Origin of the sequence: Altererythrobacter sp. H2 (genome assembly GCF_035319885.1) — a bacterium.
In the GTDB taxonomy this organism is placed as follows: Bacteria; Pseudomonadota; Alphaproteobacteria; order Sphingomonadales; family Sphingomonadaceae; genus 34-65-8.
In genome coordinates this window covers 2,828,404-2,850,000 of record NZ_CP141285.1, presented here as the reverse complement: position 1 = coordinate 2,850,000, position 21,597 = coordinate 2,828,404, and the positions used below count along the sequence as shown (strand labels likewise).

The 21,597-nt window shown below is 64.5% G+C and carries 11 protein-coding genes (1 of these 11 only partly in view); 2 read left to right on the top strand and 9 right to left on the bottom strand.

The annotated features are described in order from the left end of the window. Together U4960_RS14105 and U4960_RS14100 are read right to left on the bottom strand one after the other, a co-directional pair. A protein-coding gene (locus U4960_RS14105) for a M16 family metallopeptidase (RefSeq protein WP_324261264.1) crosses the window boundary here: on the bottom strand, positions 1-1,690 show its 5' portion. 1,211 nt of this gene lie to the left of the window's left edge; 1,690 of the gene's 2,901 nt are visible here — the first part of the coding sequence; it begins with the start codon at positions 1,688-1,690; its stop codon lies off the left edge, out of view. 47 nt (positions 1,691-1,737) lie between these two features. Then, entirely contained in the window at positions 1,738-3,954 is a 2,217-nt protein-coding gene (locus tag U4960_RS14100; RefSeq protein WP_324261263.1) for an acylase, read from the bottom strand. Positions 3,955-4,160: 206 nt separating this feature from the next. Between U4960_RS14100 and clpB the strand changes: the two genes are divergently transcribed. After that, the gene (gene clpB / locus U4960_RS14095; protein WP_324261262.1) at positions 4,161-6,746 is read left to right on the top strand and encodes an ATP-dependent chaperone ClpB; all 2,586 of its coding nucleotides are present in this window, start codon (positions 4,161-4,163) and stop codon (positions 6,744-6,746) included. A gap of 125 nt (positions 6,747-6,871) precedes the next feature. Here clpB and U4960_RS14090 read toward each other — a convergent pair whose 3' ends face one another. From U4960_RS14090 to U4960_RS14060, 7 genes are all read right to left on the bottom strand, one after another. Then, positions 6,872-10,036, bottom strand: a complete 3,165-nt coding sequence (locus U4960_RS14090) for a TonB-dependent receptor domain-containing protein (protein ID WP_324261261.1) — start codon at positions 10,034-10,036, stop codon at positions 6,872-6,874. 208 nt (positions 10,037-10,244) lie between these two features. After that, positions 10,245-11,831 (bottom strand): tetratricopeptide repeat-containing sulfotransferase family protein, encoded by a 1,587-nt coding sequence (locus U4960_RS14085; protein WP_324261260.1) that lies wholly within the window; start codon positions 11,829-11,831, stop codon positions 10,245-10,247. A gap of 8 nt (positions 11,832-11,839) precedes the next feature. After that, positions 11,840-12,631: a hypothetical protein gene (locus U4960_RS14080; RefSeq protein ID WP_324261259.1), complete on the bottom strand. Its 792-nt coding sequence runs from the start codon at positions 12,629-12,631 to the stop codon at positions 11,840-11,842. 107 nt (positions 12,632-12,738) lie between these two features. After that, entirely contained in the window at positions 12,739-15,903 is a 3,165-nt protein-coding gene (locus U4960_RS14075; RefSeq protein WP_324261258.1) for a TonB-dependent receptor domain-containing protein, read from the bottom strand. 178 nt (positions 15,904-16,081) lie between these two features. Next, entirely contained in the window at positions 16,082-16,633 is a 552-nt protein-coding gene (locus U4960_RS14070; RefSeq protein WP_324261257.1) for a hypothetical protein, read from the bottom strand. Positions 16,634-16,734: 101 nt separating this feature from the next. Further along, the gene (locus U4960_RS14065) at positions 16,735-17,031 is read right to left on the bottom strand and encodes a hypothetical protein (RefSeq protein WP_324261256.1); all 297 of its coding nucleotides are present in this window, start codon (positions 17,029-17,031) and stop codon (positions 16,735-16,737) included. Positions 17,032-17,125: 94 nt separating this feature from the next. Further along, the gene (locus U4960_RS14060) at positions 17,126-20,050 is read right to left on the bottom strand and encodes a TonB-dependent receptor domain-containing protein (RefSeq protein ID WP_324261255.1); all 2,925 of its coding nucleotides are present in this window, start codon (positions 20,048-20,050) and stop codon (positions 17,126-17,128) included. A 368-nt stretch (positions 20,051-20,418) separates the two neighbouring features. Here U4960_RS14060 and U4960_RS14055 point away from each other — a divergent pair, with 368 nt between their 5' ends. Further along, positions 20,419-21,591, top strand: a complete 1,173-nt coding sequence (locus U4960_RS14055; protein WP_324261254.1) for an acetyl-CoA C-acetyltransferase — start codon at positions 20,419-20,421, stop codon at positions 21,589-21,591. The last annotated feature ends 6 nt before the right edge of the window (positions 21,592-21,597 follow it).

Sequence of the window (21,597 nt, the reverse complement as noted above, 5' to 3'; positions counted from 1 at the left end):
CCGCATATCCTGCATCGACATTGAGCCGCACCGAAACGATCGGCACAGCGTCCCGGCGGGCAAAGAACACTTTCATGCCGTTGGACAGCGTTGCGCGCTCGATGGTGGGGAAATCGAGCTGCTGCAACTCCCCGACGGCGGGAATACGCGAGCGGTCGGCTTCGGCGGCTGTCACGGCGCCAGCACTGCCCTGAAGAAGCATGGGGTCGGCAAAGAAGGCCGGGCCCGAGCTTGCCTCGCCCACGCCGCCGCCGGTGCGGAAGCCGCCCCGGTTTTCGCCACCTTCCGTGCGCTCACCCGGCTCAACCGTGAGGGCGAAGACCGGGCGGGAAAGCCACTTGGCGGTTACATCGCGCACATCGGCGGCGTCGAGCGCCGCAGCCTGCTCGAGCGTCTTGCGGTAAGCTGCCGGGTTGCCCTGGTAGAGTAAGCCTTCGGCCAGGGTCGGTGCCTTGCCGTTGAACCCGCCCACCCGTTCGAGCCCGCGGATTTGCGAGGAGGCAAACACGGTGGCGGCGCGCTGGATTTCGTCCGCAGTCGGCCCTTCGGCGATGAATTTGGCAATCTCGGCATCAAGCGCCGCTGCCAGGGCTTCCTGCTCCACCCCGGGCGCAAGGTCGGCCGAGATCACGAACTGGCCCGCCTGGGCGAAAATTTCCGCATTGGCGGAAACGCGCACCGCCAGCTGCTGGTCGCGCACCAGCGCATTATCGAGCCGCGAACTGGCGAGGCCGCCAAGCACCGTCGCGCCCATGGAGAGCGGCAGGTATTCCGGATTATCGAGCCCGGGCACGGCCCACATGCGATAGATGCGCGGAGTGGCCACGCGGTCGTAGATCGTCTTGGTCTTGGGCTCTGCCAGGTCGGGCACCGGGGCCACAACCCTGGCGGTGGCCGGACCGCGCGGGATCGCGCCGAACCACTTGGTCACCTTCTCGCGCGCGGTCGCTGCGTCGATGTCACCAGCCAGCACCAGCACGGCGTTGTTCGGCCCGTAGTTGTCCCGGAACCACTGCTTCACGTCGTCCAGCGTGGCGGAGGAGAGGTCGGCCATCGAGCCGATGGTGGAGTGGTGGTAGGGGTGGCCGGAAGGATAGAGGTTTTCCAGCTGCTCGTATTCCACCAGCCCATAGGGCTGGTTGTCGCCCTGGCGCTTCTCGTTCTGGACGACGCCGATCTGGTTATCGAGCTTTTCCTGGGTCACTGCGCCCAGCAGGTAGCCCATACGGTCGCTTTCCAGCATCAGCCCGGCATCGAGCGCGCCGGTCGGCACCGTCTGGAAGTAGTTGGTCCGGTCAAACCAGGTGGTGCCGTTGTAATCGGTCGCGCCGATCTGCTGGAGCGGTTCGAAGAAATCGCCCGGGGCATTCTCGCTGCCGTTGAACATCAGGTGCTCGAACAGGTGGGCAAAACCAGTCTTGCCCTTCGGCTCGTGCTTGGAGCCGATATTGTACCACATGGAGATTGCCACCACCGGCGCCTTGCGGTCGGTGTGGACCAGCACGGTCAGGCCATTGTCGAGCTGGAACTGCTCATAAGGGATCGTCACCTTCTCGATCAGCTCCGCCACTGTGGCCGGCTCGGCCATGGCGGCCGACTGCTCGGTGCTGGCATGGGCCGGAAACGCGACCAGTGTGCTGGCCGAAAGGGCGATGGCGATCAGGCTGGTGGAAGCAAATTTCAAACGCATCTGGATAGGTCCCCGAAGTTGTTCACGCGCGTGACGGTAAGCGGCAATTAGCGGTTGGTGACGGTTTTTCGACGAATGGCATTTGCCAGCGCATCAGCGCGCCAGAAATGCACCGGTTTGAGTTCGTGCCGCACGAACAGCGGCGTCTGGTCGGCAAAGTGCGGGCTGCCGGGCCGGGTGATGGCGGCGCCGTAAGGCTGGATCGATTGCGAGCGCACCCGCGCGCCCGGAGCCCATTCGACGAACATCAGGAAGCTGTCACCGTGGCGCAGGGCCAGGCGCCCGTCATCGTGCACGTCCCAGGTGGTAGAGGCGCGCAGCGTGTCCGATCCCCCGTCGAGCGGCAGGTCGACCGTCCCCTGCCGCAGGCGCAAGAGGTCCGACATGGGCGGATCGAGCCGCCCGAAATGGGTGGTCAGATGCTCGGCCGCCGCCGCCAGCTTCTCGCGCGCGTCGGGCCAGGTCTTGTTCTGGTATTCGGCGGACATGAAGTCCTTGATCATCAGCAGCGCCAGGGCATCGGCGGCCCCCTTGCTGTCGGCAGTCATATCCCAGGTCGCCAGCAGGGCCTGCGCCCGGGCCAGGTCAGGCTCTGCCTTGAGGTCGAGCGCAGCCACTTCGTCGAGCATCTGCGCGACATAGCCGGTGCGTTCATAGCCGGTATCGTACTTGATCCGCTCCAGGTTGGCGCGGTCGATCACCGGTGTTTCTGCCATCAGCTTGGCCGCACGGCGGGCGCGGTTGGTGGTCTTGGTCTCGATCCCCAGTTCCGGCGCGAAATCGCCTGGCGAGAGATCACTGCCGGGCCCGGCGGCGGAGAAGGGCGCGTTGTTGGCGTTGAAGATCCAGCCACTGGCCGGATTTACCAGCTGCGGAATCCGGTCGAAATCGACCATGTCTTGCCAGATCAGGTCGGTCCGGTCGCCCGGCAGCACGCTGCGCCAGTCCGGCCCCTGCTGCCGGTCAGGGATGGCGGCGTTGTAGAACATGGCGATGTTGCCGGCCTTGTCGGCATAGATGAAGTTGGTGCTGGGGATGGCCATCCGGGCGAGGATCGTGCGCCACTCAGCCAGGTCCCTGGCCTTGTTGAGCCGGTAATAGGCATCAAGCTGGGCGACCGAATCCATGCCCCCGTACCGAATGGCGAACGCGCCGCGATCATTGATGATGACCGGCCCGTGGACACTGCGGTGGACCGTGCGGCGGATCGGCAGGACCAGCGGCCCCACCTTGACCGGCAGCGTCACGGTGCGCGTTTCCAGATCGCGCCATTCACCGTCGAGCCGGTAGCGCGTCCCGCTCTCGTCGAGCGTCAGCTGGTAGACGTCGACCAGGTCGGGCCGATTGACCGTGTTGGTCCAGCCCAGATCGCGGTTGTGGCCGAGGAAGGGAAAAGGGCTGCCGGGGAAGTTGGCCCCGGCGAAATGCCAGCCTTCGCCGCTTTCCACCACCAGTTCGTACCACGCCACCCCGCCGCGCAGGGGCTGGTGGCTGTTGGAGACGAGCCGCGTTACCCCGTCGCCGGATTTCTCCGGGGCGATGGCAAAAGCGTTGGACCCGGCCATGGCGCCGTCTTCACCCATATGGAGGGGCAGGGCGCGGCTGGCCGTGGTCCGAGGCACCGCTTCCCCATCTACGTCGGCGGAAGGCGCGGCGGCGGGTGCGGACGAGGGAATCGGGGGGCCGAACTCGGGCCGCAGCGGTTCACCCTTGACCAGCGGCTCGATCACCCCGTTGAGGCCAAAGAAGAACGGCTGGCGCAGGGCAAACCCGGCCGCGACGTCCTCGCCGGTAACCGGAAACAGCCGCGCCAGCTTGATCTCGCCGGGATGCTCGCTGGCATACTGATTCAGCCCGGTAGCATAGGCCTCGAACAGGGCACGGGTATCGGCGGGAAGGTTGCCATAGTGGCGCTGTGCCGTGCCGCGGGCATCGAGCAGGTGATAGACGAAGTCGACCGCCGCACCGTCTTCACCCGCGATGGCGCCATAGCGGCCTCGGGCCATGGCGAGCACATCCTGCAGGGTGAAGAAATCGTCCTCCGACTGGGCAATCGCCACGCCGTAAGCCACGTCCGCATCGGTCTTGCCGTAGATATGCGGCACGCCGAATTCGCTGCGGACGATCTCGGCGGAATAGGTCTGTTCAGTTGCGGGGGCCCGGCCCGGCTCGGCGAAGAACGGTTCCCATGTCGCGAGGCCGATCGCTGCCAGCAACACCAATCCCAGCAGCGCAAAACCGCCGCGTGCGACCCATTTCCTCATCCGCCATGCTCTCCTTGCCGGGCGTTCTAGCGCCGGAACAGGTGAACGGGAAGAGCGGGCCTTGCGGCGCAATTTTCCCGGCCGCCACTGGTCAGCCGACCCGCTGGTCCTATATTCGGGTAATACACCTGATAAATCGCCGCAGGGCATCTTGTGTTGCAAAATAGCAACACTATATATCAGGAGTAACACGTGAGGGACCTGCCATGAATCTCGAAAAGTTCACCGACCGCGCCAAGGGCTTCCTGCAGAGCGCGCAGACTGTGGCCATCCGCATGAACCACCAGCGCATCACGCCTGCGCACTTGCTCAAGGCTCTGCTCGAGGATGACCAGGGCATGGCTGCCGGGTTGATCCAGCGTGCCGGGGGTGACCCCGCGCGGGCCGTGGCGGAAACCGACGCGGCGCTGGCCAAGGTTCCGGCCGTATCGGGCAGCGGCGCACAAGCCACCCCCGGTCTCGACAACGATGCCGTGCGCGTGCTCGACCAGGCGGAGCAGGTCGCGCAGAAGGCGGGGGACAGTTATGTCACGGTCGAGCGGCTGCTGGTCGCCCTGTCGCTCGCGACGACGACCGAAGCCGGTCAGGCGCTGGCCGCAGGCGGGGTCAGCCCGCAGGCGCTCAATTCTGCCATCGAAGAGCTGCGCAAGGGCCGCACCGCTGACAGCGCGGGCGCGGAAAACGCCTATGATGCGATGAAGAAGTACGCCCGCGACCTTACCCAAGCCGCGCGTGACGGCAAGCTCGATCCGGTGATCGGGCGCGACGAGGAAATCCGCCGCACGGTGCAGATCCTCGCCCGCCGGACCAAGAACAACCCCGCCCTGATTGGCGAGCCCGGCACGGGCAAGACCGCGATTGCCGAAGGGCTGGCGCTGCGCATCGCCAATGGCGACGTGCCCGACAGCCTGAAGGGCCGCACCCTTATGAGCCTCGACATGGGTTCGCTGATCGCGGGCGCGAAGTATCGCGGCGAGTTCGAGGAGCGGCTCAAGGCCGTGCTGGACGAGGTCAAGGGCGCGGAAGGCCAGATCATCCTGTTCATCGACGAGATGCACACCCTGATCGGGGCGGGCGCGAGCGAAGGCAGCATGGATGCCTCCAACCTGCTCAAGCCTGCGCTCAGCCGGGGCGAGCTCCACTGCATTGGCGCGACCACGCTCGACGAATACCAGAAGTACGTCGAAAAGGACCCGGCGCTGCAGCGGCGCTTCCAGCCGGTTTACATCGACGAGCCGACGGTCGAGGACACGATCAGCATCCTGCGCGGGATCAAGGACAAGTACGAACTGCACCACGGGGTGCGGATCACCGACGGCGCGATCGTTGCCGCCGCGCAGCTCAGCAATCGCTACATCCAGAACCGTTTCCTGCCCGACAAGGCGATCGACCTGATGGACGAGGCCGCCAGCCGCATCCGCATGGAAGTGGAAAGCAAGCCGGAAGAGATCGAGAACCTCGACCGGCGCATCATCCAGCTCAAGATCGAGGAGCAGGCGCTCCAGAAGGAGACTGACCAGGCCAGCAAGGACCGGCTGGACGTACTCCGCAAGGACCTGTCCGAACTGGAACAGCAGTCGAGCGAACTGACCACTCGCTGGCAGAACGAGCGCGACAAGATCCACGCCGAAAGCCGGCTGAAGGAGCAGCTCGATGCCGCCCGGATCGAACTCGACCAGGCCCAGCGCGAGGGCGACCTCGCCAAGGCGGGGGAGCTGTCCTACGGCCGCATCCCCGAACTGGAAAAGCAGCTGGCCGAGGCGCAGGGCCACACCGAAAACGCCCTGCTCAAGGAAGAGGTGACCGAAGACGATATCGCCGGCGTGGTCAGCCGCTGGACGGGCATTCCGATCGACCGGATGCTGGCGGGCGAGCGCGACAAGCTGCTGGCAATGGAGGACATCCTCGGCAAGCGGGTGATCGGCCAGTCACAGGCGATTACCGCCGTCAGCAAGGCCGTGCGCCGGGCGCGGGCGGGCTTGCAGGACCCGGGCCGTCCGCTCGGCAGCTTCCTGTTCCTCGGCCCCACGGGCGTGGGCAAGACCGAGCTGACCAAGGCGCTGGCCGGGTTCCTGTTCGACGATGACACCGCAATGGTGCGGATCGACATGAGCGAGTTCATGGAAAAGCACTCGGTCGCGCGGCTGATCGGCGCCCCTCCGGGCTATGTCGGTTACGAGGAAGGCGGCGTCCTGACCGAGGCTGTGCGGCGACGGCCCTATCAGGTCGTGCTGTTCGACGAGGTCGAGAAGGCGCACTCCGATGTGTTCAACGTGCTGCTGCAGGTGCTCGACGACGGGCGCCTGACCGACGGGCAGGGCCGGGTGGTGGACTTCTCCAACACCCTGATCATCCTGACCAGCAACCTCGGCAGCCAGTTCCTCGCCAGCCTCGAGGACGGCCAGGAGGTGGCGGAAGTCGAGCCGCAGGTGATGGACGTGGTGCGCGGGCATTTCCGGCCCGAGTTCCTCAACCGGCTGGACGAGATCATCCTGTTCCACCGGCTGGGCATGGAGCACATGGCGCCGATCGTCGAAATCCAGGTCGGGCGGGTGCAGAAACTGCTCAAGGACCGCAAGATCACCCTCGATCTGACCGAGGCGGCGCTGCGCTGGCTTGGGCGGGTGGGGTATGACCCGGTCTACGGTGCGCGGCCGCTCAAGCGGGCGGTGCAACGCTATCTGCAGGATCCGCTGGCGGAGAAGCTGCTGGCGGGCGAGGTGCCCGATGGCAGCGCGGTGCGGATCGACGAAGGCGACGGGGCGCTGGGGATCGCGGTGGCGCAGCCCTGACTTTCAACGCCGGCGCGTCGTCCGATATGCGACATCGCCGGGCCGAAGCGAAAAAAGGGCCGAAGCCAAAAAAAAGGGGCGCCTCCGCAAGGAGACGCCCCAATTTTCTGGCTTATGCCGCTGGCTTAGAAACGCATCCGGGCACTGACGCTGAAGCGACGGCCGATCAGGTCGTTGTAGCTCGCAGGCAGCAGTTCACCCTGGTACATCTGGCCCTGGCGATTGAACAGGTTGTTCACAGCCAGCGTCAGACGGAAGTCGTCGGTTGCGTCGAAGAAGATCGAGCCGCTGACGGTCACGTAATCGTCGAGTTCGTCGATTTCACGGGCGTCGAGGCCCTGCGAAGGCTGACCGATCTCGCGGTTCTGACGGCTGAACAGCTGCTCGCCGGTGTAGTTCACGTTCACGTTTACACCGAAGTTCGCTTCGACATAACGCATCCGCAGCTGGCCCGAGAACTCGGGGTCACCGATGACGCCATCGCTGCGGGCCGGTGCGACGCCGGTGATGTTGACCAGCCTGCGACGGACGTAGAGCATGTCGCCACCGAGCGAGAGCGTACCGTCCAGCCCGATGCCGCTCATCGGCACACTGTAACCCAGGGTGCCCTGGATGCCGCTGAACTTGATCTCCTGCCCGTTCACGAACCCGCTGACGACCGCAGGGTTCTGCGGGTCACCAACGACGCGCCCAGTGTTCGGATCGCGGTTGATGCGCGAGCAGAACGAGTTGGCGTTGAGTACGTCCGACGTGTCGAACACCTCGTTGTCGAAGCAGCCGCTGGCAATCTGGGCAACCGTCAGGTTGGAGATCGGCCCCGTGAGCGTGATGTTCACGTAGTCTGCACTGATGGCCAGACGCGGGATGAAGCTGGGCTGGAAGATTACACCAAAGGTGTAGCTTTCGGCTTCTTCGTTCTCGAGATTGGGGTTGCCGCCCGACCGAGCCGGAACCGAAGCGGTCGAAGCCGGATCGGGGGAGGCGAAGTCAGTGCCGGCGAAGGCATTGCGGAATGCGGTACAGTTGCGACGGCGAAGATCCGGTGCCGCACCCAGCCCGATCGCAGCGTCCTGACACAGGTCAGGGACGAATGCGAAGGTGTTGACCTGGGGCAGGAACAGCTCGGTAATGCCCGGCGCGCGGAACGAGCGGGTGTAGTTGCCGCGGAACTGCACATCGGCGATTGGCGCAAAGGTGCCGCCTGCCGTGTACGAGAACTGGCCCCCGTTGATCGAGTTGTGCGTGTAACGCCCGCGTCCGAACAGCTGTGCGCTGTAGATGAACGGGATGTTGTTGTCGGGTGAAACGAGCGGAATGCTCATTTCGCCGAACACTTCGTCCAGATTGTACTTGCCGCTCAGCGGGGTGATGGCGACCGAACGCCCGCGGCCCTGCTGCTGGAAGTCGCTGGGCGTGAAGCTGGCCTTCTCGTCGCGGTGTTCGTAGCCGACGTTGATGGCAACCGGACCGGCGCCCCACAGATCAAACAGCGCGCCACCGACGTTGGCGTTGAAAACCGTCTGCTGCTGTTCGCTGACAGTGACGAAGTCCTCGATAATGTAATCGAGGGCCGCCCGGGACGCGCGCCCGTTGCCGAACAGGTTCAGCGGAACGCAGTTTGCGTCTGCAATCGGGTTGCGCCCCGGTGCCGCGAACCCGCCGGGGCGGGTCTGGTCGGTGGTGCAGACGATCTGGCCCGCAGCGTTGGTCGTCACGTTGGTGGCGTTGACGAAGTTCTGTGCGTTCAGATCCTGGCCGAAGTCGCGGCTGCGGGTCTTGCCGTGGCTGGCGAAGGCTTCGAAGTTCCAGGCATTGCCCAGCAGTTCGAAATCGCCGCGGACACCGCCGGTGCCGTAGTAGATTTGGGTCTTGTTGAACCCGGTCAGGTCGGCAAAGTCATCCGATGCGCGGGAGACCTGGAACAGCGAGACGCCGCGCGACACCAGTTCGTTGCGGGCCTGGTCGGTCAGGAACGGGTTGTTGACCGAGAAGGTCAACGGGCCGCTCAGGCCGCCAAACAGGGAGCTGTTGAACGTCGGCTGCTGGACCAGTTCGTCAGCCCGCGATTCGAAATAGGTGCCTTCAGCGAAAAGCTCGATGCTGGGGGCGATTTCGAATGTCAGGAACCCGTTGATCGTGGTCCGCTTCAGATCGGAGGTGATCTGGGTGTAGTCAGCGAAGGTGAAGCCATCGCCGCCTGAACCGGACGTGCCCGGGAACACGATGCCCTGGTTGAAGGGGACCAGGTTACCTTGCGTGTCGAACTGGAGGCCACGCGTGGTGGGCACGCCGAACGGAACCGCCGGGTTGCGCGGATCGGCCGTGGCGAGGTTGGTCGCCGTGATCAGGCCGCCCGGTGTCAGGTAAGGGATATTGACGTTGCGGATCTGGACCACGCCGGGCGTACCGTCGGCCGGGCCGCTGTTGAAGCCGATCCCGGTGTTGAGGCGGCCGTCGTTGTTGCCGAACGTGGAGCCGGGCCGCAGGGCTGCTGCCTGTGCCGGCGAGGGGTTGGTCGCACCGCCAATCCGGCGGCGGAGGAATTCGCGATCATTGTAGACCATGCCCTTGATGTCGTCATGCGAGGCGGCCACGGTGATGTTGAGGCGGCCGTCCAGGAACGACCGGCCGGCGATTGCCGACAGGTTGTAATTGGCGTTATCGCCTTCTTCGGAAATCCCGCTGGTGCCGGCAACTTCGACCCCGTCGAATTCGGACCGCAGCACGACGTTCAGCGTGCCCGAGATGGCATCGGAGCCATAGAGCGGGGCGCCGCCGACGCTGATGGAGTCAATCCGATCAACCAGGATGCTGGGAATGACGTTCAGGTCGACCTGCGTTCCGGAGCCGGCATTGGTGAAGATCGTGGCCACGTTCGAGCTGACGAAGCGGCGACCGTTGACCAGGGTCAGCGTGCGGTTGGAGCCGAGGCCGTAATTGTTGATGAAGTTGACGCCCTGGCCGAAGCCCTGGCCGCCAGCCGGCGTGACGCTGCCGCGGACACCGGGAAGTTCGTTGAGCGCATCGGCGATGTTGGTGAAGTTCCGCTCGCGCAGCACTTCATTGTTCAGCGTGGTGATGGGTTCCGGCGAAGTCAGGTTCGGCGTACGAATACGCGTGCCGCTGACGATGATCGGCGAGCTGTCGCTGGGGGCTGCGGTCGCTTCTTCTTCCTCAGCGTCAGCATCCTGCGCCTGAGCAGGTGCGGCGAGCGCCGCGAGACCGAGGGCGGCAATGCCTGCCCCGACGTAAAAACGCGCCTTGCCGCGCGAAGCGGTGTTGATCTTCATCTGAGTCCAGTCCCCTTACGGATCAGCCGGCTGGAGCCGGCCGTTCGATTCGAAATGAGCACAGACGGGCATCAGGCCCGCCAAAGCTGGGGCAGGGATGCGACAGCTAACCCGGGGCTGCAAACGAATATGATGTTTGTGAGGATGCTGCAGCAGACCTGTTGCAAGCCCGCAACAATTTTGCAGCAGTTCGTCGGCGCAACGCCGGTCAGCTGTCTGCCAGCTCGCCGAGAACTTCCCTCAGCGGATCAAGCCACTGGGCATAGGGGCGCCAGATTTCCATCCCGTCGCGGTTGATCGGGCGGCGGACCTGCTCGCTGCTGGGCGTGCGGACCACCCGGTCCAGTGTGTGGAAGTCGCGGATTGCCTCGTCCCATTCGAGGCCGAGATATTCGAGCGCGGGGCGCAGAGTCGCCTCCTGATCGTCCACCAGCGCGCGGTAGCTGACGTGGTGGATCATTCCCGGAGCGACCTGGTCGAAGTGCGCCATCAGGCGGACGTAGTCGACATAGGTCTGCCCCACGTCCCGCAGCGCGAAGGAGGCGGCGTGGGCGGTGGTGAACGAGAGGGAGAAGTTGGAGAAGCAGCAGTCCATTGCCGGGCGGCGGATATCGATGAAGCGCGCCTGCGGCAGGATCCGCCGGATGAACAGCACGTTGCTCCAGTTCTGGGGCAGCTTGTCGATGAAGAAGGGCCGGTCGGTCTTGCGGTGGAGCCTGGCCCGGGCGAGGTAATCCTGCCCCAGCATGGCGGCCTGCTCGTCGGACAGCGAGGCGATGGCCTGCGGCACCGACACCGGCCCGCGCCGGGTCGAGATTTCCATGAACGAGCGCAGGATGGCCGGGATGTAGGGCAGTTCGCCCACCGGCTCAATGGCAGGGTGGCTGCCCAGCATCTGCTCAAGCAGGGTGGATCCGGAGCGCGGCAGGCAGATGATGAACACCGGCTGGTCAGTTCCGTTCGGTACAGGGCTCATCCGCTCCATGAAGGCGCGGTCAGCCAGCTGTTCGATCTCCGCCACCTCGCCGGTAAGCTCGGTCGCATCGTAGCCGATGCTTTCGGCGCGGATGCGGTTGCCCGCCTCGTAGTGGTGAAACGCCTTGTCGAACTGGCCCCGGTCATGAAAGGCCCGGCCAAGCGCGAAATGGAGCGGGGCGATGTTCCGTTCGTCCACCGCAATCGCCAGTGCCTGCTCCATGGCGGCGATATCGCCATCGGTCAGGACCTTGCGCTTGATGCTGGCCAGGCCCCACCAGGCTTCGCCGAACCCGTCGTCGATCGCGATGGCCGTGCGGTAGGCGGCCATGGCATCCTCGACCCTGCCCGCCGCGCGCAGGCTGTGGCCATAGGCAATCCACGCGCCGATCGACTGCGGGTTTTCCCCGACCAGGTCGTGCTGGATCGCGAGGGCCTCTTCGTGCCGGCCCATCCGGTCCAGCAGGTTGGCCCGCAGCCCGCGCAGCTGCCGGTCGCCCTCGTCACTGATCAGGCGCGAGGTGAACGCCTCGGCGACATGGAGCCGCTCCTGCTGGCTGTAGACCGAGGCGAGGGTGCGGCGCAGTTCCAGGCTGTTCTCGCCCCGCGCCAGCGCCCGGCGAAGGAAATGCTCCGCCTGCCCCAGTGCGCCCGATTGCACGGCAATGAAACCGAGCTGGGCCAGCCCGCGCGGCTCGTCCGGTCGTTCGCGCAGGTGGGCCAGCAGCAGCTGCGTGGCCCGCTGGTTGTCGCCCTTTTCGCGCAGCCGGATGGCTTCGGAGAGGCGGGGGAAGATCGTGGTCGAGACGGTGTTTGTCATGGGTCGGATCAGGCCTGGCTGTAACCGAGAACGGCGCGCAGGCCGGGGGCCTGGTAATCGACCAGCGCCCGGTGGCGTGGGCCGAGTTCTGCCGGCAGGTCGACCGCGATCCCGGTCAGGTTCTCGCGCGCGGTGGCGCTCTGCGCGCGGTCCGAACCCACCCTGACCCGCTCCTGCCAATCGCCTGGCACGTCGATCCCGCAGGCATCGAGCAGGCCGCTGAAGAACGCTTCCGCTGCGGGCGTATCAAGCGCCTTCACGGCTGCGATCAGGTCCTCGAACCGGACGGTGTGGCAGCGCGCGCCGAGCCAGGCAGCGGCATTGAGTTCATAGATCGCGTTGAGGGAGGGCAGTTTCGCCGGCAGGCCGAAGATCATCATGGTGAGGAGTTCGTCGATGTCGATATCGCCGCTGCGCAGGTGGTCGACATTGCCGAAGAACTGCTCCGACAACAGGAACCGCGCCCGCGCCAGGACCCAGTCATAGGGATCGCGGTAGAGCACGATCCGCCGCGCCCGCGCGGTTTCGACCACGGATGCGTCAGCAAAGAACAGGTGGCCCCAACTCAGGCGCGGAGTGGCGGGGTCGAACGCCTGCCGGTGCTGCTGGAGGTTGCCCCACTGGATGAAATCGGCCGCGTAGTGCTGGCTGACCGGCACGAACATCCGCAGGATGTTGCGCAGCAGGTGGCTGCCGCTCTTGGGCACGGAATTGAGGAACACCGGCTGGCGCAGCTCTGCCTGGGCGAAGTGGGCATTCTGCTCGTCAAGCGTGTCGGGTCGGACGAAAATCTCTGGCATTGAAAACGGGGTCTCCGGGCGACCTTGGTCTCGGCCACTGCTGCTAACAGAAGGGGCGGCATGTTGCCATGCCGCCCCCCTTGTACCTGATCAGGCAGTCGGTTCGATCAGAACTTCGCACCCACGTTGATGAAGGCGCGCCGTCCGACAAAGCCGTACTGCGAGGCGGCCACGACCGGCCCGAGCATGCCGATCTGGTTGCCGTTCAGCACCGAGACCCGCGGCGGACGGGTGTCGAACAGGTTGTTGATCCCGGCCGTGATCGTGAAGCGACCATCCGCGATGTCCTGAGTCATCGAGATGTTGTGGTAGAAGGTCGCCGGTGTGGTCAGGTCGGGGCAGTACACGCCATAGATCGGCAGATCGTCAGCCGTGCTGGCAGTGCCCTGGTTGTTGAACGAACGCAGGCAAGGGCCACCGATGCGATCCTCGAAATCCTGCTGGTCGGACGTGGCGCCAATCACGTTCAGACCGTAGAACAGGCTGAAGCCCGACGGATGTGCCCAGGTGGCGCGGAAATCGCCCACCCACTCAGGCGATCCGGCTTCGCCATTGTCCGAAGTCAGCGGCGACGTCGGCAGCAGGCGGGAATCGTCCTTCAGCTGCCAGGTCATGTCCGCCGTGAGCGAGAGCCTTCCGATCGAGCCGAAATCATGCTCGGCGCGGAATGCCACGTCGATACCCTGGTTCCGCTGACTCGACACGTTGATGAACGAGTCGCGCACCGTATCGATCTGGAAGACGGCCGTGGCGTTCTGGCCGCGGTTGAACAGATCGCACAGCGGTTCGTTGGCGAAGTTCTCCGAGTCGTAGCAACCAAACAGGATGGTCCCCGCCCCGAGCTGGGAGATTTCACCCTCAACCTTGATGTCGAAGAAATCGACCGCGAGGCTGAGATTGGTATCGGGCAGGAAGGCGAAACGCGGCGTAAGGATGGTCCCGATAACGAGCGCCTCCGACGTTTCGGCCTCGAGAATTCCGAGACCGCCCGACGAGATGGTCGTCGCGCTGATGCCGCCACCACCGTAGTTGTTCGGAATGCCGTCGGCCGCACAGTTGTCTGCCAGGCGCTGCGAGATAGTGCCCGCCGCCAGGTTTCCGCCCCAGTTTACGCAGGGATCAATGCGGTTCTGCGGGGTGAAGCTGGTCTCGTCAGCCAGGAACTGCTCGAACAGCGCCGGGGCGCGATACGAGGTTCCGAAGCTGCCCCGGAAGCGCAGCCAGTCGGTCACGCTCCAGTTCAGGCCCAGCTTGTAGGTCCAGTTGCCATTGTCCTCGTCGCTCACGCCGTCCCGCTCGCGGGTAGCCTTCACGTTGGTCACACGGCCTGCGGCGGAGAAGTTGAGTTCTTCGAAGAACGGCTTGTCCGACAGCAGGGGAACGTTGATTTCCGCGAAGGCTTCCGTGGTCAGGCTCTTGCCCGCGGTCACGCCGCTGGCCGAAGCACCCCAGGCGTTGGCGGCCAGGGTGATCTCACCCGGACGGTCGTTGATCTTGTCTTCACGGATCGAGGCACCAAGGGCGATAGCCATCGGGCCAGCCGGGAGCTGGAACAGCTCGCCTGACACTGTCGCTTCACCGCTCAACTGGGTGTAGACGGTCTTGCCCTCTTCCCAGTCGGTCAGGAAGGCGGCCTGTTCAGGCGTCAGTTCGCCGCGCAGGAAGAACGGATCGGTCCAGGGAATGTCGATGCACTGCTTGCCGGATACGGGCAGGGTGGTGCCGACGCACGAAGCGGTCTGGAAGTAGCCCGAGTCATAGGCATCCTGCAGGATCTGCTGGCTGCGATAGCGGCCGATGCTGCGGCTGTACTGACCGTGGACTTCATAGCGCCAGTTGTTGTTGGCGCCGAAATCGCCCCGGACGCCGCCGACGCCGCGGTAGTAATCCACCTTCTGGCTGTTGTCGGAAAGGTTGGTGATGCCGGTCGGACTGATGAAGTTGATCCCGCCGAAACCGTCACCCCACAGGTTGTAGGCATTGCCCGCACCGGTGCTGTAGAGGTCGCCGGTGTAGCCGAAGTTCCAGAACTGGCGCCAGCCGTTCTGGTAGGTTTCGCGGCGGTTGAACAGGAATTCGCCGAACAGCTCGACCGAATCGGCGATCTCGAACGCGCCTTCGGCGTAGATCGTGTAGAGATCGGTTTCGGGGATGATCGTCTGTTCGTCGACGAACGGGTGATAGGCGTTCTGCACGGCCATCGAAGCGGAATCGTAGCCGGTCGGGAACCATCCCTGCGGGGCGTAGAAATCGCCAACGTAGGCGGGTGCGCCATAGGCGGGAATGCCAAGCGTGCCGCCGCCTGCACCGCTGGGGTACTGGTACTGCAGCAGAACTGTACGGCCACCCGGCGAAGTCTGGATGCCTGTGTCGGGGCCGCCGGGGCCATCAAGCCGCAGGTTGTCGATCAGGTTGTAGGTCCAGATATGGCCCCAGCGCAGGTCTTCGCAGTGCGGCTGGCCGGTGCGCGGATCGATCAGGTCGGCACGGTTGCCGCTCTCGTCGAAGATGTTCGCTTCCGGGCAGGCCAGGTAGCCACGGTCACCGCGCGAAAGCTCCTGCGTCTTGGAATAGTCGCCCGCGATCATGAAGTGGCCGCGGTCGAAGGTCTTGCCCCAGGCGCCGCTGATCCGGTACTGCTCGCCACCGCTGTCAAACGGCACGGAGGTGTTGAGGTCCAGCGTCAGCCCGTCAAGCTTGTTCTTGGTGAAGATGTTGACCACGCCGGCAACTGCGTCCGAACCGTAGACCGACGATGCACCGGTCTTGAGGATCTGGATGTCGTTGATGATCGACAGCGGCAGCACGTTGAGGTCGAACGAAGACACCCCGCCGCGGGTACCGGCCGGGCCGGCACGGCGGCCGTTAAGCAGGACCAGGGTGCGGTTGGCGCCAAGGCCGCGAAGGTCGACCGTCTGCGCGCCGGGGCCGCCGTTGGTGACGAAGTTCGACGAAATGGCCGAAGTGATCTGGGTGGAACCTGCCGCGATCGGCGAGGTCTGGAGCGTGCTGGCGAGGTCGAAGCGGCCTTCCTTCTTGGCGACTTCCGGATCGAGCACCGAAATCGGATCGGGGCTGTTGAACGGGGTAACCGAGCGGATGCGCGAACCGGTGACGACGATGGCGTCATCCGAGGCAGGTGCTTCGGCGGCAGGCTGTTCTTCTTCAGCGGCGTCCTGGGCATAGACCGGCTGCGACAGCGCGACGGCGCCCATCGCAACACTTGCCATAAGAGCGACGCGGCCGCCCACGCCGGCTTGTGAAATCTTCATTGGTAGCTTCCCCTTGCTGGTCCGGGATTTCGCCGGACGATGCACCAATCAAGCAAATGCTGGTGATGGGCGCAACCGCAGGGGGCGAATTTTTCCGGCCTGAGCGCCCTAAGCTGGGGAGGGTGGCCAATGTGCAACAGGCCAGGCAATATCGGTATTGGCAGCCCCCGCGTTCAACTCACTGAATTCGGCGACCTTTCACGCCCAGCTGCCCGTCAATGCGGATAAAGTAGCTTCCCAGGGAGGCTTTCCTGAATGTGACCGCGTCCCCGACATTTGGCGGGCGAAGCCGGGCGGGGGCCCCGCTGACCTGCCAAACGGCGCCACCGTCGGCAATTGCGAAGGTGAAAGCGTTTGAACTGAGGTAATTGACCCGGGTTATGGTGGACTCGAGGATCTCGATTTCGGCCATGTCAGGTTCGTCGTCATTGCCGCCGAACAGGCGGATGCGGGGCAGCGAGAACCCGAACAACCGCCGCCGCGTCTGCTGGATGTCTTCCTGATCCAGCAGCCTGACATCACCCGCTTCGGTTGCCGCCACCAGGTTGCTGACGGTGCTGTCATAGCATTCCAGCCGGGCAGCGGGGTCAGCGGTGGCCTGGCAGCCCTTCAGACGTTCCAGGTAATCCGAGGTTTGCGGAGCATCCTGAGCAATGGCTGGTGCTGCGACTGGCAGCAGGGTGAGCCCCGCGAGAGCTGCTGCGATCCGAAAGGTTCCGCTGTCCATCATTGCGCCGCTCCTGGTGGGGGTGTGGTGTTCACGAGGCGCTGCGGGCGTCGTGAGGAGCCAGTGTGCGCAGCAAGAGATGGCACATCGACATCGCGTGAGGCCTAATTTCCGCCCGGACGGCTGCGATTGTCCTCGACCATCCGGTTGGCGAGCGAACTGCTATCGCGTTCAACTTCGGCCCACTGGCGGTTGGTCAGGCAGACCTTGCGAGTTTTGGCCCGCGATCCGATCACCGATTCCGTCTTGCAGCGCATGTAATCGGGATGCTTCTTGTCCTCGATTTTTGCCGTCTTGGGAGGTTCGGCGGCGCGGGGTTGCTGGTCTTGCGCGAACCCGGCCTGCGCCGAAAGCATGAGAGCCAGGGCAAGTGTGCCGGTGCCGATCGTTCGTTTCATCATCCATTCCTCCTTTGGGGCAGCATAGCCGGGGAGGGGGCAAATAAAAAGGGGCGATGCTTTCGCACCGCCCCCTCTTTATTGGCCGAAGCCCGCTTTAGAAGCGGAGCTTCACCGCAGCCGCATAGCGGCGGCCCAGTGCGTCATACGACGACGGGTAGGTGTTGCCCGAGTTGAACGCGGTTGAACCGATGTCCGAACCCACCAGCGGCGGATCCTTGTCGAACAGGTTCTGGACGGTCAGGAGGAACTCGAAGTTCTCCGTCGCAGCCCAGCGGGCGCTCAGATCGAAGTAGTTGTAGGCCGAGATCTCGTTGAAGTTGACCTGCTGGCCTGCGATCGGACCAACCGAAGCCGGCAGCGTGCCCGAGAAGGCATTGCCGAACTCGTAGTTCACGCCGTCCATGTAGCGCCATGCCACCGAGAGATCGAGCACGTCGTTGAACGTGAAGGTCGCACGGGTGTTGGCGACGAACTTCGGCTGGATCGAAGCGCAGTTGACCGAATAGAGGCCAACGCAATCGCGGAAGCCCGAACCCGGGGTAGCTTCGAACTCGTTCTTGAACGTGTAGGTCGCATCGGTCGAGAAGCGGAAGCCGATCGTGTCGGTGAGACCGGTCCGGTACCGCAGGCTTGCGTCAATACCGTCGGTCTTGATCGTGCCAAGGTTCGACAGGTTGAGCAGCAGGCCGAGCACTTCGTTCGGTGCACCGTCCAGGCCGCCCGTGGTCGGGTTGCGCGAAATCAGGGCACAGAACGGATTGTCTGCGGTCGGCGAGTCGTAGCAGCCGTCAGTCACGTCGCTGATTGCCGGCGAGGTGATCGCGTCGGTCAGCTTGATGTTGAAGTAATCGACGGTGAGCGACAGGTTGGGCATCGGTTCGATGACCGCACCGATGGTCCAGGTGGTTGCCTTTTCAACGCCGAGGTTCGGGTTGCCGCCCCCGGTCACGTTGATCTGGCCAGCTGCCGGCTGCAGGATCGAGCCGATGAAGGCTTCTGCCTGGGCCTGCGAAGCACCGCCGCGGACGATCTGAGCGACGCAAGCCGAGCGAAGCGCGGTGTTACCAACCGGAGCAGCCCCGGCGCACGGATCGACAGCAAGGTTATCCAGACCGGTGGTGACCGGAGTGAACAGTTCGCCGATGTTCGGTGCACGCGAGGAACGCTGGTAGTTGCCGCGGATCGAGATCGCATCCACCGGCGAGAAAGTACCGCCGGCCTTCCAGGTGAATTCGCTGCCCGAGGTCGAGTAGTCCGAATAACGGGCACCCAGTTCGAGCGTGAGTTCACGGAAGATCGAATCTTCGATGATCGGGATCACGAGTTCGCCGAACGCGTCCTTGACGTCATACGAACCGTTGATGTCCGGGGCCGCACCGCCGCCGCCGACAACTTCGCCGGGGGTCTTGGAGGCGTCATCCGACTGCTGGGTCGCGCTGTACTTGCGGTACTCCGCGCCGACAGCGAAGCCGATCGGGCTGTCCGAGATGCCGAAGCCAAGGTCACCGTTCACGATGCCCTGAACCTGCTGCAGCTTGGCGCCGGTGATGACCAGCTGCTGCTGGCTGAACACGTAGTCGATCATCGGCTGCGTGATGGTGCCGGCCGGGCCGAACAGGTTGATCGGAACGCATCCTTCAGCGCCGCTGTCGCAAGCGTCGGGGCTGGACGAACGCAGCGAGTTCTGCAGGCGGCTGAAGCGGGCGAAACCGCCCTGGCGCTGCATCTGCTCGCTTTCGCCGTAGGTGCCCGAGACTTCCCAGTTCACGTTGTCGGTCAGGCTGCCGCGCAGGCCGCCCGTGATGTTGAACAGGGTGGTGGTGAAGTCAGACGTACGCGGACCGGCTTCCACCGAGCGGCGACGCACCTGGATGTTCACTTCGCGATAGCCGGCAGCGTTCGGGCCATCGGCAGAGGCTGCAGCGGCGCAACCGGCAGCATCAAGCCCTGCGCCGGTGCAGAGGCGCTGGAGGATCGCGTTGGGGATGAACGGGTTCGACAGCGGCACCGCGTAGGTGTTGAAGAACGAACCGCCCGGGGCGATGATCGTCGAAACGGTCTGCTTCGAGAACACGGCCTGGGTGAACACTTCCACATCGTCCGTCACTTCGTAGTGTGCGGCGCTGTAGATGTTGTACCGCTTGAACGGGGTCTGGAAGATGTTCGAGGGGTTGAAGTTGTAGAAGTCGTAGATCGTGTCCGGAACGACATCGGTGCCTTCCGGATTGATCTGGCCGGTGGCGCCGCCGCCGACAATCACAGACGGAACAGCTGCGGACGAGCCGCCGGCTGCGCCGCTGAAGGAACCGACATTGAACAGCGAGAAGTCACGGGCGCCCTGGAATACGGCGTCCTGATCCTGGTAACCGACGCTGAGAACAGCGTTACCGCGGCCGTCATCGAAGTTGGCACCGATGGTCACGTCGGCGCGGAAGACGCTGCCGTCACCCTGCTCGGTGATCTGCTGCGAGGCAGTTGCTTCGACACCGGCGAAGTCACGCTTGGTGATGAAGTTCACAACGCCGCCGATCGCGTCCGCACCGTAAGTGGTGGTCGCGCCGCCGGTCAGGATTTCCGTGCGCTCGATGATCGCCAGCGGGATGTTGTTGAGGTCGACGCGGCCGGTCGTGTCGGCCGGGGTGAAGCGGCGACCGTCAAGCAGCACGAGGTTGCGGTTCGAACCGATGCCGCGAAGGTTGACGAAGCTGGCGCCGCCGTTGCCGTTGTTGACGGCCGAACCGATGCTGGGAACAGCCGAGGGCAGTTCGCGCAGGAATTCTTCCGCGACGTTCGTCTGTGCAAGCTCAAGGTCGTCGCTGCTGACAACGCTCACCGGGCTCGACAGCTCGAGGTTGGAGTTGGAAATGCGCGACCCGGTCACGACGATGGCCGGTGCGGGCGCAGCCTCTTCGGCAGCCTCTTCGGCGGCAGCGTCCTGAGCGAAAGCCGGCTGCGCCATAAGCGCAAGGCTCAGCGCAACCGGTGCGGCGGCAAGTTTCAGTTGATTCTGGAGTTTCATTGCTAAGTCCTCTTTATAGACTTTTTTCATCGACCCCGGGGCGGCAAGCACCCGTCGGGATTTCCGGCCTGTTCACGTGCGATATCCCACAGGAAATCGTACGGATACGACGCGCTGGATGGTGGCTAACACCTTAAATGGCGCGCCATTGCAAAGAGATTGTCGGTTCCTGCCGAGGAAGCCCGGCGCACTGTGGCGTCAAGGACACAGTCATTTGTGGCGGGCCTTGAAGGGTGCGGCAGTCCACATCGGCACCCATGGGCGACGGCATGGTTCTGCGCGCCAGCCCCATCCCAACAATGTCAGTTGACGCAAACGTAAGGTCACCTTAGGCGGGTGGCAAATCAAAACCCGTGGGAGAGTGCAGGATGGCAACAGCGTATATTGTTGAAGCAGTGCGGACCGCTGGCGGCCGCCGTGGCGGCAAGCTGGCCGGGGTGCACCCGGTCGATCTGGCGGCCCGGTCGCTCGATGCGATCGTCGCGCGCTCGGGCATCGATCCCAAGGCGGTTGACGACGTCATCATGGGCTGTGTCACCCAGGCGGGCGAGCAGGCCATGCAGGTCGGCCGCAATGCGGTTCTTGCCAGCAAGCTGCTGCCCCAATCGACCCCCGCCGTCACCATCGACCGCCAGTGCGGATCGAGCCAGCAGGCAATCCAGTTCGCCGCCCAGGCGGTGATGAGCGGGGTGCAGGACGTGGTCATCGCCTCTGGCGTGGAAAGCATGAGCCGCGTGCCGATGGGCACCAACGCCATGTTCCACATGAAGGAAGGGCTGGGCCACTACAAGTCGCCCGGGCTGGAGGAAAAGTATCCCGGCATCCAGTGGTCCCAGTTCATGGGCGCCGAGATGATCGTGAAGAAGCACGGCTTCACCAAGGACGATCTTGACCGCTTTGCGCTCTCCAGCCACGAAAAGGCGATCGCCGCTACCCGGGCGGGCGCGTTCGAGGGCGAGATCGTGCCGGTCGAGGTGGAAACGCCTGAAGGCCTGCAGATGCACACGGTCGATGAAGGCATCCGCTTCGATGCCACGCTGGAAAGCATTTCCGGCGTCAAGCTGCTCAACCCCGAAGGCACCCTGACTGCGGCCAGCTCGAGCCAGATCTGCGACGGCTCCAGCGCGGTGCTGGTGGTGTCCGAAGCCGCGCTCAAGGCCCACGGGCTGACCCCGCTGGCCCGCATCCACAACCTTACGGTCACCGCCGGCGATCCGGTCATCATGCTGGAAGAGCCGCTGTTCGCGACTGACCGGGCGCTGCAGCGGGCCGGCATGACGATCGACCAGATCGACCTGTTCGAAGTCAACGAGGCGTTCGCGTCGGTGCCGCTCGCATGGCTCAAGCATACCGGTGCTGATCCGGAGCGGCTCAACGTCAACGGCGGCGCGATTGCCCTGGGCCATCCGCTCGGCGCGAGCGGGACCAAGCTGATGGCGACCCTGGTTCACGCGCTCCGCGCGCGCGGCAAGAAGTATGGCCTGCAGACGATGTGCGAAGGTGGCGGTGTCGCCAACGTCACCATCGTCGAGGCGCTCTGATTTCCA